The sequence below is a fragment of the Siphonobacter aquaeclarae genome, assembly GCF_900103285.1.
In the GTDB taxonomy this organism is placed as follows: domain Bacteria; phylum Bacteroidota; class Bacteroidia; order Cytophagales; family Spirosomataceae; genus Siphonobacter; species Siphonobacter aquaeclarae.
Window position 1 is genome coordinate 396,066 of sequence record NZ_FNGS01000006.1, and the last position, 14,328, is coordinate 410,393.

Here is a 14,328-nt window from a genome sequence, read left to right on the forward strand (position 1 = left end):
AACTGCTTTTTAAGCTAGAATTTCCGCCAGGCTCTGTTCGTGCGCGGCGAGAATCGCGTCGACATGCTCAGGTGTGAGCGCGGTCGACAGGAAAAGGCTCTCAAATTGCGACGGCGCCAGGTAAATGCCCCGTTTGAGCATGGCCTGGAAATACGCACCGAAGAGTTTGAGATCGGAGGCTTTCGCCGTTTCGAAGTCCGTGACCGGTCCTTCGTTGAAAAACAGGGTGTACATCGAACCAATCCGGTTGATGGTGTAATGCTTGCCTGCTTTGGCGTTTGCCGCGCGCAAACCGGCTTCGAGCCGGGTTCCGGTCGCTTCCAGCGTCGTGTATACTTCGGGGTGGTCCTTCAGGTGGCTCAGCATGGCGTAGCCGGCCGCCATCGCAATCGGGTTGCCCGAAAGCGTACCGGCCTGGTATACCGGACCGGCAGGGGATACGCAGTTCATGATGTCGTCACGACCGCCGTAAGCACCGACAGGCATGCCGCCGCCAATGATCTTGCCGAGGGTAGTCAGGTCGGGTTTAACATTCGTAATGCCCTGGAAACCGGAGGCAGACAGGCGGAAGCCGGTCATAACCTCGTCGAAAATGAGGACAATACCTTCGGCATCGCAAAGGGCGCGCAAGCCTTCAATGAATCCTTCGGCAGGAAGAACCAGACCCATATTTCCGGCGACTGCCTCCAGAATAATCGCGGCGATCTGTCCTTTGTTGGCTTCTGCCAGCCGACGAACCGCTTCGAGGTCATTGTAGGGCGCTGTCAGCGTATCCTGCGCAACACCTTTTGTTACGCCGGGACTGTCCGGTACGCCCATCGTCACGGCGCCGCTGCCGGCGGCGATCAGAAAGCTGTCGCCGTGGCCGTGGTAGCAGCCTTCAAACTTGATGATTTTGTCGCGACCGGTGAAGCCCCGTGCTACGCGGATGGCAGACATCGTTGCCTCCGTTCCGGAATTGACCATCCGTACTTTCTCAATAGAGGGGACCATCGAGACGATCAGTTCAGCCATCTCCACTTCCCGGCGCGTCGGGGCGCCAAAGGAAAAGGAATGCTGTATGGCGTCAGAAACGGCCTTCTCGACCAGTTCATGCGCATGCCCGAGGATCATCGGTCCCCAGGAATTGATGAGTTCGATATACCGGTTGCCGTCCTCGTCGTGGAGGTAGGCGCCTTTCGCTGATTTGATAAAAACGGGGTTTCCACCGACGGCCCGGAAAGCACGCACGGGGGAGTTAACGCCGCCGGGAATGACTTGTCTGGCTTGTTGAAAGAGCTGTTCGGATTGTGTCATGACGGAAATGACCGGTCAACGGACCGGGGTAAATTGGTAATTGGAATACTGAAGAACCGTGAAATTCTGGTTATCGTGCGACTGGCGGTAGTCAAATCCGCCGAGGGTATATCCGTCGCGGTAAGCCTGTGCCGTCAGCCCTTTTGAAATATCGGTGCCGTACTTGCCGAGCAATCGTCCGAAAAACAGGACAGTATCGTAGCCGAGATAGGCGTAGGTTGACGGAAACTGCTTCGTCCGATTCATGTACTTCTGCCGGAAATCGACTGCGGTGGCCTGCTTGTCATCCGGATACAGCGAATCGAAGAGGTATACCTTTTGTCCCGCAAAAACCGAAGGAGATGTCGTCACCATGTTGAACGACTCATACGGCAGCAGGATAGGGCAGCCGGCAGTCGACTTACTGAACCAGCTCATGGCTGCGGAGGCCGCGCCGGGCGTCGAAAATACCGCCAGGAAATGCCCGGGTTTTTTGAGGTTGAGGTCGCTCATGCCGTTGTCGGTCAGGCTCCGCCGGAGACTGACTACCTGGTACCCCTGATCTTTCGCCAGCTGTGCATAGGTAGTGGCGAGCAGCGAGTCCTGCCGGGAGGTGCCGTAGGCAATGGCGACAGTCTTCGGGATGAAGCGTCCTGCGAATTTCAGCAATGTTTTCGCCTGTGTTTCGACCGACGGCTGTGCCAGGTAGGTATTGTTCTGACCGAGCGTACTGTTCGTCGACAGCGGATTCACAATCGGAATACCTTTTTCCGCCGCCCAGGCTGCCGCTACCTCATAGCTCTGCGGGTACAGCGGGCCAATGAGGAGATCGAGCTGCTGAAACGGCCCGTTATTCACGAGGCGGGTCATGCTTTCGGCGGTATTGTCCACGTCATATGCAACCAGGTTGACAGTGGTATTTTCCGTCTGTAACTTCTTGACGGCCATCCGCATACCCTCGTACAGACTGGTCGTATAGGAAGCGCCCGTAACGCCCGAGGCGTCGTTCCACTTGAACGGAAACAATACGCCGACGTTGTATGAAGTCTTTTTCACACCCGGCGATGGATTCCTGCGGGGTGTATTGGCAACAGGAACGGTCACTACGGCCTGCGGCTTCAGCTTGAATTTCTCCGTCAGCCTCGCTGCGAGATCGAGGTCGGTTTTATTGGTGGATGTCCGGTAAATCAGGTTTACAAGGCTTTGGGCAACGATCTCGTCGGCCGGGTACTTTACCTGTAACTGCCGCAGTACCGGCAGGCTGGTGCATCTTCCGAGGTAGTAGGCCTCCATTTCCCGGATTTCGCCTCCCAGGCGGCTTTCCGTCAGGCGTTTGAGCGCGTCGATACCCGTCTGGTACTGCTCTTCCTCCAGCAGGATGTTGGCATAGAGCAGGCGGGCGTCAGACAACTTATTCCACGATGGGTAGCGGGCTTCGAGTTGCCGGAGCACGGCCCGGCTGTCGGCCAGCTTGTTGGTCCGGAGGTCTGCCAACGCCAGGAAGTAATGACTGTACGGAACCAGGTCGTTCTGATACGAGGAAAGAGTCAAGGGGGTAAATTGCTGGCGTGCTTCTTCGTACCGTTTCTCCTGGATGGCCTTCAGGCCTGCGTCGTAGCTTTTCCGGTAGGTCTCAGGGGCCGTCTGGGCAAAAGCGCCGCCAATCGTCAGAAGAAAAAGGAAGGTATGTTTAAGCATATCAGGGTATTTGTGCAAAAATAGGACTTGTCTCCCGTTGCCGGGTCAGTTTTTTCAGGTTTGTGCCGAAAAAGACAAAAGCCCCTGTTCCGGGCGGAAAGGGGCTTTTGCGAGGTATACGTTACTTATTTCTTTTTCTTCTGCTGCTGCGATTCGGCTTGTTTTTTAGCCTCTTCTGCTGCTTTCAGCTGTTTTTCGAGCATTTCAGAGAACTTGGATTTCTTCTTTTCGCCGGAAGCAATCTTCTTCCGGTTTTCGTTGAGAACAGCCCGGATCTTGTCTTCGTCCACAAACCGCTTGATCACCTGCTGCTGCCCGATCGTAATCAGGTTGGACACCAGGTAGTACCATGCCAAACCGGCCGGGAAGGAGTTCATGATAAAGAAGAAGACTACCGGCATGATGTATCCGAGGGTCTTGTAGTCCACCGGACCGCCCGAAGCCGGCGTCGTCTGGTTGTTGTACCAGGCGAAGAGAATACTGGAAGCCGTCATCATCAGCGTAAAGAGGCTGAGGTGGTTGCCCAGTACCGGCAGGGAGAAGCCGAAGTGAATCAGGTCGTCATACGAAGAAAGGTCGTTCGACCACAGGAACGGCTGCTGGCGAAGCTCAAAGAGGTTCGGGAACAGGAAGAATACCGACATGAGGATCGGAAGCGTCAGCAACTGCGGTACACAGCCGGAGAGCGGGTTGACACCCACCTGCTGATACAGTTTCATCTGCTCCTGCTGCAGTTTCTGCGCGTCATCTTCGCCAAGCTTTTCCTTGATGGCGTTGATCTCCGGCTGAAGGACGCGCATCTTGGCCATCGAAATATAGCTGCGGTAGGTCAGCGGCGTCAGCACCAGCTTGATGACGAGTACCAGCAACACAATCAGAATTCCGTAATTCGAGATGAAGCCACCCAGAAGGTAGAACAGCGGCACAAATACGTACTTGTTCAGGGGCTTCAGGAACGCGTAACCGAGGTACACGTTTTCGTCGAAATTCTCGGCAACCTGCTTCGTGAGCTTATAATCATTCGGTCCGAAGAAGAGTTTGAACTTTCCGCGACCGGCAGCCAGGTCGGCCGACGGAATGGAAACTTCTGCCTGTAATGTCTTGAGATTCTGCTCGTTGTTATCCGGATAGGCCGTTGACTTCAGCTTCACACCTGACAGGTTGGTACTTTCACCAACCAGACCCGAAATAAAGTACATCTGCTTGAAGGAGATCCAGCGGGCAGGCTGCTCGAGGGTCTTTTCCTCGGTGCCGGAAGCGTTCTGGCTCAGGTGATCAAACGAGTCGTCAGCCGTGTAGTAGTTGACAGTACTTTCATTCCGGAGCTTGCTGAGGTCTTTTTCGGTACGGTTGACCTCGTGCGACCAGAGCAGGCGGGCGTTGCCGCCGAAGTTCTTCGCCACCACGTCATACAGAAGGGAGAATCCGCTGCCAGCCAGGGTATACTGCTGCTGCAGTGTCTGGCCGCCGGGAAGCGTCAGGGCGAAAGTCACCGAACCGGTTTGTCCTTCCGCTACCTGCTGATTGCCGCCGTTGGCTGCGAAAAAGAGTTTGCTGGTATTCACCGGCGTCGCTCCATTCGGCAGCTCGAGGTTCAGCCGCGAACCTTTTTCCTCAAACAGGTAGAGCGGCTTTTGGTCAAACGTCTTGTAGTTTTTGAGCAGGACGTTTTTGATCCGTCCGCCCTGCGTACTCAACGTAACGCGGATGTCCTTGTTTTCCAGCACAATATCCTGAGCGGTTCCGCTCGCCGCACCGGCAAACTGACCGAGCGCCAGGGTGTCTACCGGCGCTTCTGCCGGATTTTTTTTCGCGATCTCAGTGGGCTGCGCTTTCGGGGGAGCAGGCTTTTCCTCGGGCATCAGGAACTGGTACCCAAGCAACATCGCCACGATCAGCAGCAACCCGATAATGGTATTACGATCCATAAAAAGGATGTTCAAACGAGAAGGTCACCGACCTTCCACCGGAAATGATAGAACGTATGTTAAAAAAATAAGCACGCAAAGTTCGGAAACATTCCCGAAAGCCTTGCGTGCCGATTCATTTTTTCAGGAAAATGGGATAAGCGGCAACCCGAAAGGCTGCTGATCCGCTCAGGCTGTGACGGCCTTCTTTTCCAGCGAATGTTTCAGAGCTGCCTTGACGAACTGCACGAAAAGCGGGGCCGGATTGAGTACCGTACTCTTGTATTCGGGGTGGAATTGCACGCCGATGAAGAACGGGTGTACATCTTGTTTCAGCTCGATGATTTCCACCAGCTTGCTCTCCGGGTTGATACCGGATGTAACAAGTCCTGCTTCGTTGAGGCGCTTCAGGTAGGCGTTGTTGAACTCGTACCGGTGGCGGTGACGCTCCGAAATCCGCTTCTTGCCATAAATCCGGTGCGCGAGGGTTTCCTTCTGCAGGTCACACGGCCAGGCGCCGAGACGCATGGTACCGCCTTTGGATTTGATTTTCTTCTGCTCTTCCATCAGGTCGATAACCGGGCTGGGCGTTTCCGGTTCCAGCTCTGTAGAAGAGGCATCTTTGATACCGGCCACGTTGCGGGCGTATTCAATCACGGCCATCTGCATACCGAGGCAGATGCCGAAGAACGGAATCTTGTTTTCCCGTGCGAGCTGAACCGCATGGATTTTGCCTTCCAGACCGCGCTCGCCGAAACCCGGGGCGACCAGGATGCCGTCGAGGTTGAGCAGCTGCTGGATAACTTCCTCCTGGTCAAGTGTTTCGGACGAAATCCACTCCACTTTTACCTTGCATTCGTTGACAGCACCGGCGTGGATGAAAGCTTCCGCGATGGACTTGTAGGCGTCTTTCAGTTCGACGTATTTCCCAACGAGGCCAACGGTGATCTGCTCGGTCGGGTTCTTGAATTTTCCGAGGAAGTCTTTCCAGGAATCGAGGTTCGGTTCCTGATCATTATACAGGTCGAGCTTGTACAGCGTGCGCTGGTCCAGCTTCTCCTGCTTCATGAGGAGGGGAACGTCGTAGATTGTTTCCGCATCGATGGATTCGATGACGTCGTTGGGCTGTACGTTACAGAACAGCGCGATCTTACGGCGCATATCTGCCGGGATCGGGTGCTCCGTCCGGCAAACAAGGATATCCGCCTGAATACCTGATTCGGAAAGGGTACGGACCGAGTGCTGGGTCGGCTTGGTCTTCAGCTCGCCGGCCGAGCTCAGGTACGGGATCAGCGTCAGGTGAATGAACAGGGTATTGTGTTCGCCGAGTTCATACTTGAGCTGACGTGCCGCTTCGATGAAGGGCAGTGACTCGATATCACCAACGCAACCACCGATTTCGGTAATGACGATATCGAACTTGCCGTTACGGCCGAGAGCCGTCATCCGGCGCTTGATTTCGTCCGTGATATGAGGAACAACCTGAACAGTTTTACCGAGGTATTTTCCTTCCCGCTCAGCCATGATGACATCGTAATAGATACGACCGGTCGTCACGTTGTTGTCCTGAGACGTAGGTACGTTGAGAAAGCGCTCGTAGTGACCAAGGTCCAGGTCAGTTTCAGCGCCGTCGTCGGTGACATAGCACTCGCCGTGTTCATACGGATTGAGTGTACCGGGATCGACGTTGATGTAGGGATCGAATTTCTGGATGGTAACGGAAAGACCTCTGGACTGCAGAAGTTTGGCTAACGAGGAGGCGACTATGCCCTTGCCGAGTGAGGAAGCAACCCCGCCCGTAACAAAGATGTATTTCGTCGGTTTGGCCGTGGACATGACGACGTTGTGATTTGTGTACGGGATACAAAGATAGCTGTTTCTTTGAAGAGATCGGCAGGTGGTTTCGACAGTTTTTGCGGGGTTTCGGGCTAAGAATATGGTCGTCAGGCAGTTGAAACCCCTAAAAAAGTGCAAAAAAAGCAAAAACGGGCCGGTACGAAGGAAGTGCCGGCCGGAAAGAAAAAGAGACAAAAAAGCCCCGGTATCACGGGGCTGAATTCTCTAATCGAAAACTAATATCAAAACGGCATCCCCTGCTGTAATATTGCGGCATTGGAAAAATAAGGAGATAATTTTTCAGAAAATGACGCAGCAACCGATTTATGAACTGACCATCCAGCCGTATCCCGCCCTGCCTGAGCAGCGCCGGCGGGAGGCGTCACAGGTATACTTTTCCAACTTAAAAAAAACGGTGGAATTTCTGCTGACTTCGCTGCAGATACACGGCTGGGAGCCCCGCCTGAGCTACTCGACAATCTATCGGAACCTGCAACTCCGGGATAAGTTCTTTCAGGATTATGAAGTGAGTGGTGTGAAATTTTTCCGCGTGACCATTGCCCGGCAGGTACTCAATCCGGTGCTTCCGACCGTGGAAATGGACGACTTCCCCCGCCGCCGCGGAATTATATAAGTTTGTTCCGCAACTGTGTAATCGGCCGGCGCCTTGCAGTCCGATCTTTGTATCCGAAATCGCAAGACAAGGATATGGAAACCATTGATACAGCGGTCGAAACAATCCGGGTGCCGGTCACAGGCATGAGCTGTGCCGCCTGTGCCCTGAGCATCCAGACCGTCCTTTCGCGGCAGTCCGGCGTAGACGCTACTTCGGTCAATTTCGCCGACGAATCGGCCCGCATTACTTTTCACCCCGATGAAACGTCGCTGGAGCGCCTTCAGCAGGTTGTTCAAAGCATCGGATACAACCTGATTCTTGATACCGAAAACGCCGAAGAAAAACAGGCGGAATACAAGGAAAACAAACTGCGCGAACTACAGCGCAACCTCATCCGGGCTTCTATTCTGACGGTACCTGTCGTTGTACTCGGCATGGCGTTCATGGACTGGCCGCCCGCCAACTACATCATGTGGGTGCTGAGTACGCCGGTGCTGTTCGTTTTCGGGAAAAAGTTCTTCGTCAATGCCTGGAAGCAGGCCCGGTTCGGGCAGACGTCGATGGATACCCTCGTTGCGATGAGTACCGGGATCGCCTACGCCTTCAGTGTCTTCAATACGCTCAATCCGGAATTCTGGCACCGCCGCGGCCTGCATCCGCACGTGTACTTCGAAGCGGCAGCGGTAGTCGTCGCGTTTATCCTCCTCGGAAAATGGCTGGAAGAACGAGCCAAGTCTACTACTTCTTCTGCGATTAAGAAGCTGATGGGCCTTCAGCCTCAGTCGGTTATACTGGTACTCAACGGAGAAGAAAAGGAGATATCCCTCGCGGAGGTGAAAGTTGGCGACCGGATTCTGGTTCGGCCGGGAGATAAGATTCCGGTCGACGGGAAAGTCAAATCGGGGCACTCTTTTGTCGATGAAAGCATGATCTCCGGAGAACCGGTTCCCGTCGAAAAAACAAAAGGTACTTCTGTATTCGCCGGTACCGTCAACCAGCAGGGTAGCTTTCACCTGATCGCGGCGAAAGTAGGCGGGGAGACACTCCTGGCCCAGCTGATCCGCCTGGTACAGGAAGCTCAGGGTAGCAAGGCGCCGGTGCAGCGCCTGGTCGACAAAATCGCCGGCATATTCGTACCCGTCGTGATCATCATCGCTGCCCTGACGTTTGCCGCCTGGTGGGTACTCGGTGGAGACAATGCGCTGACCTACGGGCTTCTCAATGCCGTGACGGTGCTGGTTATCGCCTGTCCCTGTGCGCTGGGACTGGCTACGCCGACGGCTATTATGGTCGGCGTAGGCAAAGGCGCCGAAAGCGGTATCCTCATCAAAGACGCCGAAAGCCTCGAAAAGGCCTACCAGGTCAACCACGTCATCCTCGACAAAACCGGTACCATCACGCAGGGAAAGCCGGATGTCACCGATGCCCGTTGGGAAAGCGATTTCTTCCGGAGTGTACTGATGGGGATTGAGGGACAATCGACGCACCCGCTGGCAGAAGCAGTGGTCCGGTACCTGAAAGAACAAAATGCCAGGCCGATCGCAATGGAACGGGTCGACGCCGTTCCGGGTAAAGGTATGCAGGCCGTATACGCCGGTCAGACGTTCTATGCCGGCAGTCCTGGCTGGATGACGGCCCTCGGCCTGTCGATGGACGAATGGCCGGTCAAAACCTGGCAGCAACAGGCACAAACGGTGATTCTGCTGGCGGACGATGTGAAAGTCCGCGCCGCCCTGGCCATTTCCGATCCCGTCAAGGAAACCTCGGCTGAAGCGGTTCGCCAACTGAAAAAACAAGGTATCGGCGTGACGATGCTGACGGGCGACAACCGCCAGACCGCCGCGTTCGTCGCCGGACAGGTCGGGATCACCGACGTCCGGGCGGAAGTCATGCCGCAGGACAAGGCCGCCGTCGTGAAAGAGCTTCAGCAGCAGGGAAAGGTAGTTGCGATGGTCGGCGACGGCATCAACGACTCCCAGGCACTGGCTCAGGCCGACGTCAGCGTAGCCATGGGGCATGGTTCGGATATTGCGATGAACGTGGCGAAAATGACCCTGATTTCCAGTGACTTGCAACTATTACCCCGCGCGTTTCACCTCTCGTCAATGACGGTAGGCGCCATACGCCAGAACCTGTTCTGGGCTTTTATTTACAACATCATCGGGATTCCGATTGCAGCGGGGGTACTCTACCCGGTTAACGGTTTCCTGCTCAACCCCATGATTGCGGGGGCGGCGATGGCCCTGAGTTCGGTTTCCGTCGTCTCCAACAGTCTTCGTCTTAAATACCGTAAACTATAACTAACTTACATTCCATGGAAACGCTTCAGTTCAAGACCAACATCAATTGCTCAAATTGTGTCGCCAAAGTCTCTCCTTTTCTCAATCAGGAAGACTCGATTGATACCTGGAAGGTCGATACCGACAATCCTGAAAAAATCCTGACCGTCGAAGGAGATGACCTCGACCCCGAAGTCATCATTGAAACAGTCGAAAAAGCCGGCTTTTCTGCGAAGGAAGCCTGAGCCGATTGATGTACCGGAACCCTGCCGCGCTGGCAGGGTTCTTTCCGTTCATAGCCGATAAACCTGTACCACATGAATCTCGATCAGCTTATCGGGATGCTGGGCCGCGAGGCGGACAGTCTCCTCTCTCACGAAAGCAAGGCCGTTCCGAAGGACTGGCTCCATCTTCCTTCTCCGCAGTTTATCGATTCGGTATACGGGCCGTCGGACCGGAATCCGCAGGTGCTCCGCAGCCTCGGTAACCTGTTCGGCGCGGGTCGTCTGGGCGGGACCGGCTATCTGTCCATTCTCCCGATCGATCAGGGAATTGAGCACAGCGCCGGGGCGTCGTTTGCCGCAAATCCGCTGTATTTCGATCCGGAGAATATTGTCCGCCTGGCCATTGAAGGCGGGTGTAATGCCGTAGCGACTACCTTCGGCGCGCTGGGATTCGTGGCGCGGAAGTATGCCCACAAGATTCCGTTTATCGTCAAGATCAACCACAACGAACTGCTGACCTACCCCAACAAGTCGGACCAGATTCTCTTCGGTACCGTTCAGGAAGCCTGGAACCTGGGTGCGGCGGCAGTCGGGGCGACGATCTATTTCGGCTCTCCGGAATCGGGCCGGCAAATCGTGGAAATAGCCAAAGCGTTTGACGAAGCCCACCGGCTGGGTATGGCGACGATCCTCTGGTGCTATCTCCGGAATGACGCGTTTAAGGCAGGTACCGATTACCACCTGGCGGCTGATCTGACCGGTCAGGCCAACCACCTGGGCGTTACCATTCAAGCCGATATTGTCAAGCAAAAACTCCCGGAAACGAACGGGGGGTATAAGATGCTCAACCTCGGTCAGAGCAGCTATGGCAAGCTCGACGAGCGGATGTATACGCAGCTGGCCAGCGATCACCCGATTGACCTTTGCCGGTATCAGGTATTGAACGGCTTCGCGGGAAGAGCGGGGCTGATTAACTCAGGAGGCGCTTCCGGCGCCAATGACTTCGCCGAAGCGGCCCGGACGGCCGTCATTAATAAGCGGGCAGGAGGTACGGGACTGATTTCCGGACGGAAGGCTTTTCAGCGCCCGTTTGAAGAAGGGGTAAAACTACTCCACTCGATTCAGGATGTATACCTGATGCCTGAGGTGACAATCGCCTGACAATCAGTCGGGGATGAATGAAAAGTCGGCATAGCCGCAGAAATTTCCCGTATTTTCTTCTTCCGAAAACAACGGTGCGGCATTTTCGGACGATTTGGAATTGACGTAGGAGAGAATACGGATATTTCCTTTTTTGACAGGGTACTTGAAGAGCGGACCTGCTTTGTAGGAATAGCAGTAATAGTTATTCCGAAGCATCGAAATCGCATACGTACCGGAGGCGGATACCTTCACGGCGGGAATCTCTGCTCCGCTGAGGGTCGCGGCGGCAGTTTGCTGCACAACAACCTGCGCGAGGATCTTTTTCGCCGAAACATCCCAGAGGCAGATACGATACGAACCGGCCTGAGGCAGTTTACAAAGCAGGCGGTTGATCGTTCCGTTGACAACGGGCTGAAAGATGTGCCCGCCTTCGAAATACCCGAAGTTTCCAACCGACGGGTTGTCCGTTTCCTCATTGACCAAAGCGGAAATAGGGGTTTCGGAAGGTTTGACGTCTTCTTTGTTGTCGGAACAATTGCCGACAGCAAGCAGAATTCCCAGGCAGGCTACAAGTGTTTTCATGGATTTCGGATGGTTGATGTCCGCGGATATATACGAAAGATAGATAGTTTAGGATATTCCTGTGCAAAAACTACCTGTTTTTTAGCAGCGATTACGGGTAAATACGCGAAAAGGCAGCCGACTGGCTGCCTTTTCGCGTAAGCTATGTCAATCTGATCAGGCTTCTACCGAAAGCGGCTGATTGATGGCTTCGTGCCAGGGCAGACCATGCTGATTGAGCAACGCCATGAACGGATCCGGATCGAGCTGTTCGCAGTTCCAGACACCGGGTTGCATCCAGATGCCGTCGCACATGAGCTTCGCGCCGATCATCGCCGGTACGCCGGTGGTGTAGCTGACGCCCTGCGCCTGCGTATCCTTGTACGCGTCCTGGTGCTTGCAGTTGTTCCAGACGAAGTAGGTCAGTTCGTTTCCGTCTTTACCCAGACCGCGAATCTGGCAACCGATCGACGTTTCGCCGGTATAGTTTTCGCCGAGGGTACCGGGTTCCGGAAGAACCGCTTTGAGGAATTCGAGCGGTACAATGTCCATACCCTGGAATTTCACGGGAGCGATGCTTGTCATCCCCACGTTCTGCAATACCTGAAGGTGCGTGATGTACTGCTGTCCGAAGGTCATCCAGAAGCGGGCGCGCTTCAGCGTCGGGAAGTGCTTCACGAGAGATTCCAGCTCTTCGTGGTACAGCACGTAGCTTTCCTTCGCGCCAACGTTCGGGTATTCGATGGGCTTGTGAATGCTCATCGCCGGAATTTCCACCCACTCGCCGTTTTCCCAGTAACGACCCGGCTGGGTAATTTCCCGGATATTGATTTCGGGGTTAAAATTGGTGGCAAAGGCTTTGCCGTGATCTCCGGCGTTGCAGTCCACGATATCGAGGTACTGCATTTCGGAAAAATGATGCTTGTTGGCATAGGAGGTGTAGACCTGGGTGACACCCGGGTCGAATCCGCAGCCGAGCAGCGCCATCAGACCGGCATCCTTGTACCGCTGCTGGTAGGCCCATTGCCAGGAGTATTCGAACTTGGCTACGTCCTTTGGCTCGTAATTCGCCGTGTCGAGGTAGTGTACGCCGGTCGCCAGGCAGGCATCCATAATCGGAAGGTCCTGATAGGGAAGCGCCACGTTGATCACCATGTACGGCTGGAAGTCGCGGATCAGGGCGGAAAGTTCGGCTACGTTATCGGCGTCGACGGCTGCGGTCTGAATTTCCGTCGGAAGGCCGTGTTCGCGGGCTTCTGCGGCGATCTTGTCGCATTTGGACTTCGTCCGGGAAGCCAGGAGAATCTCGCCGAATGAATCAGGGTTCATGGCGACTTTCTTCGCGACGACGTTTCCGACACCGCCGGCTCCGATAATAAGTACTTTCTTGCTCATCTTCAGTTGTATGGAAAAATCACGGGCGGCGGCTGTTCGGAACGAACGTGCCGGCCGCGTTCAGCTCGCAAAAATAGCATTCTCCTCAGAATTTGAATGCTCCCGTTCTTGAAGTTATTGTGAAGAAAGCAGGGGATGATAGCCTCACCCCGGTATGGGTATCCGGCCGGTTCCGCCCATCGTATGCGTATATTTGCGCCTTCGCCGTTACTGACCGGCATGAAACATCCTATGTCCTTTTCTGCACTGGGCCTGAGCAGGCCGCTTCTGGAGGCTATCGCCCGCGAACAATTTACCAACCCGTATCCCATCCAGGAAGCCGTTATTCCGGTGGTGCTGGCCGGGCGGGATGTACTGGGCATGGCCAAAACCGGATCGGGCAAAACGGCCGCATTTGTATTGCCCATTCTGGAACAGTTGCAACAAAAGGAGCCCCGCAAATCCCGTTTTCCGGACGTACTCATACTGGTACCGACCCGGGAGCTGGCGTTGCAGATACTGGATGTGGTACGGCAGTTTAGCGCAGGCCTGCCCAGACGGGTGAAGCCGGTCGCGGTCTATGGCGGCGTTTCCGCCAACCCGCAGATGATGGCCCTTCACGGCGCCGATATCGTCATCGCGACGCCGGGGCGCCTGCTCGATCTTATCGGGCAAAAGGCTTTGTCTCTCGAAAAAGTAACCACGCTCGTTCTCGACGAAGCCGACAAGATGCTGTCGATGGGGTTCGGTGACGAAATGAAGGAGCTGTTTGCCCTCTTGCCCGCCCGCAGGCAGAACCTGCTGTTTTCAGCTACCCTGGCCGACGAAGTGGAGACGATCCGGCAAACCCTGCTCGCCGATCCGGTCGTGGCCGGTATTCCTGACGAGCCCGAAAACCTGGACCTGATCCGGCAATCGGCTTATGCGATCTCGCCGGAACGGAAAGGACCTTTTCTCCGGTACCTTATTAAATCGAAAGAGATGAAACAGGTACTCGTGTTTGTATCGTCGACCCGCGCCGCCGATAACCTCGTCGTCAAACTCAATAAAAACGGTATTCAGGCCTATGCCATGCACGGTCAGAAAAGCCAGGGAGCACGGGTAGAGGCACTGAAGCGCTTCAAAGCCGGGCAGCTGACGGTACTCGTGGCGACGGATCTCATCGCCCGGGGGATTGATATTCAGGAGCTTCCGTTCGTAATTAACTTCGAACTGCCCCGTTCACCGAAAGATTACATTCACCGTATCGGGCGGACGGGCCGGGCGGAAGCTACCGGTGAAGCCATTTCACTCGTAACGCCGGAAGAAGAACATCACTTTAAAGTTATTCTGAAGAAAATGAAGAGGCGGGTATCCCTGCAGCCGACGGAGGAGGTGAATTTGCATGGGTATTAGAGCATAGGGCAGGGGGGAAA

At 55.0% G+C, this 14,328-nt stretch carries 11 protein-coding genes; 5 read left to right on the forward strand and 6 right to left on the reverse strand.

What is annotated here, in order from left to right; genetic code table 11:
• Positions 1 to 9: 9 nt before the first annotated feature.
• The 4 genes from hemL to BLR09_RS17680 all read right to left on the reverse strand — a co-directional run bounded on the left by hemL (position 10) and on the right by BLR09_RS17680 (position 6,716).
• Entirely contained in the window at positions 10 to 1,296 is a 1,287-nt protein-coding gene (gene hemL, locus BLR09_RS17665) for a glutamate-1-semialdehyde 2,1-aminomutase (protein ID WP_093205208.1), read from the reverse strand.
• 15 nt (positions 1,297 to 1,311) lie between these two features.
• The gene (locus BLR09_RS17670) at positions 1,312 to 2,973 is read right to left on the reverse strand and encodes an ABC transporter substrate-binding protein (protein WP_093205210.1); all 1,662 of its coding nucleotides are present in this window, start codon (positions 2,971 to 2,973) and stop codon (positions 1,312 to 1,314) included.
• A gap of 125 nt (positions 2,974 to 3,098) precedes the next feature.
• Complete coding sequence (gene yidC, locus BLR09_RS17675; RefSeq protein WP_093205213.1) at positions 3,099 to 4,901, reverse strand: membrane protein insertase YidC; 1,803 nt, start codon at positions 4,899 to 4,901, stop codon at positions 3,099 to 3,101.
• A 168-nt stretch (positions 4,902 to 5,069) separates the two neighbouring features.
• Positions 5,070 to 6,716: a CTP synthase gene (locus BLR09_RS17680; RefSeq protein WP_093205216.1), complete on the reverse strand. Its 1,647-nt coding sequence runs from the start codon at positions 6,714 to 6,716 to the stop codon at positions 5,070 to 5,072.
• Between the two features lie 307 nt (positions 6,717 to 7,023).
• Between BLR09_RS17680 and BLR09_RS17685 the strand changes: the two genes are divergently transcribed.
• The 4 genes from BLR09_RS17685 (at position 7,024) to BLR09_RS17700 (ending at position 10,996) form a co-directional block, all read left to right on the forward strand.
• Positions 7,024 to 7,350 (forward strand): hypothetical protein, encoded by a 327-nt coding sequence (locus BLR09_RS17685; RefSeq protein WP_093205218.1) that lies wholly within the window; start codon positions 7,024 to 7,026, stop codon positions 7,348 to 7,350.
• A gap of 74 nt (positions 7,351 to 7,424) precedes the next feature.
• The gene (locus tag BLR09_RS17690) at positions 7,425 to 9,632 is read left to right on the forward strand and encodes a heavy metal translocating P-type ATPase (RefSeq protein ID WP_093205220.1); all 2,208 of its coding nucleotides are present in this window, start codon (positions 7,425 to 7,427) and stop codon (positions 9,630 to 9,632) included.
• 14 nt (positions 9,633 to 9,646) lie between these two features.
• A complete protein-coding gene (locus tag BLR09_RS17695) occupies positions 9,647 to 9,856 on the forward strand; it encodes a heavy-metal-associated domain-containing protein (RefSeq protein ID WP_093205223.1) in 210 nt (69 codons plus the stop codon).
• Positions 9,857 to 9,928: 72 nt separating this feature from the next.
• Positions 9,929 to 10,996 (forward strand): class I fructose-bisphosphate aldolase, encoded by a 1,068-nt coding sequence (locus BLR09_RS17700; protein WP_093205225.1) that lies wholly within the window; start codon positions 9,929 to 9,931, stop codon positions 10,994 to 10,996.
• A gap of 3 nt (positions 10,997 to 10,999) precedes the next feature.
• On the opposite strand, the gene BLR09_RS17705 is transcribed toward BLR09_RS17700, so the two are convergent.
• Positions 11,000 to 11,560 (reverse strand): DUF4082 domain-containing protein, encoded by a 561-nt coding sequence (locus BLR09_RS17705; RefSeq protein WP_093205228.1) that lies wholly within the window; start codon positions 11,558 to 11,560, stop codon positions 11,000 to 11,002.
• A 156-nt stretch (positions 11,561 to 11,716) separates the two neighbouring features.
• Positions 11,717 to 12,934: a saccharopine dehydrogenase family protein gene (locus tag BLR09_RS17710; RefSeq protein WP_093205231.1), complete on the reverse strand. Its 1,218-nt coding sequence runs from the start codon at positions 12,932 to 12,934 to the stop codon at positions 11,717 to 11,719.
• A 231-nt stretch (positions 12,935 to 13,165) separates the two neighbouring features.
• Here BLR09_RS17710 and BLR09_RS17715 point away from each other — a divergent pair, with 231 nt between their 5' ends.
• Positions 13,166 to 14,308, forward strand: a complete 1,143-nt coding sequence (locus BLR09_RS17715; RefSeq protein ID WP_093205364.1) for a DEAD/DEAH box helicase — start codon at positions 13,166 to 13,168, stop codon at positions 14,306 to 14,308.
• The last annotated feature ends 20 nt before the right edge of the window (positions 14,309 to 14,328 follow it).

What these genes read in the sequence shown, in the direction of transcription:
- BLR09_RS17670 (WP_093205210.1), bottom strand. Translation starts at nt 2,973, where the DNA reads ATGCTTAAACATACCTTCCTTTTTCTTCTGACGATTGGCGGCGCTTTT.
- hemL (WP_093205208.1), bottom strand. Translation starts at nt 1,296, where the DNA reads ATGACACAATCCGAACAGCTCTTTCAACAAGCCAGACAAGTCATTCCC.
- BLR09_RS17715 (WP_093205364.1), top strand. Translation starts at nt 13,166, where the DNA reads ATGTCCTTTTCTGCACTGGGCCTGAGCAGGCCGCTTCTGGAGGCTATC.
- BLR09_RS17680 (WP_093205216.1), bottom strand. Translation starts at nt 6,716, where the DNA reads ATGTCCACGGCCAAACCGACGAAATACATCTTTGTTACGGGCGGGGTT.
- BLR09_RS17690 (WP_093205220.1), top strand. Translation starts at nt 7,425, where the DNA reads ATGGAAACCATTGATACAGCGGTCGAAACAATCCGGGTGCCGGTCACA.
- BLR09_RS17685 (WP_093205218.1), top strand. Translation starts at nt 7,024, where the DNA reads ATGACGCAGCAACCGATTTATGAACTGACCATCCAGCCGTATCCCGCC.
- BLR09_RS17710 (WP_093205231.1), bottom strand. Translation starts at nt 12,934, where the DNA reads ATGAGCAAGAAAGTACTTATTATCGGAGCCGGCGGTGTCGGAAACGTC.
- yidC (WP_093205213.1), bottom strand. Translation starts at nt 4,901, where the DNA reads ATGGATCGTAATACCATTATCGGGTTGCTGCTGATCGTGGCGATGTTG.
- BLR09_RS17695 (WP_093205223.1), top strand. Translation starts at nt 9,647, where the DNA reads ATGGAAACGCTTCAGTTCAAGACCAACATCAATTGCTCAAATTGTGTC.
- BLR09_RS17700 (WP_093205225.1), top strand. Translation starts at nt 9,929, where the DNA reads ATGAATCTCGATCAGCTTATCGGGATGCTGGGCCGCGAGGCGGACAGT.
- BLR09_RS17705 (WP_093205228.1), bottom strand. Translation starts at nt 11,560, where the DNA reads ATGAAAACACTTGTAGCCTGCCTGGGAATTCTGCTTGCTGTCGGCAAT.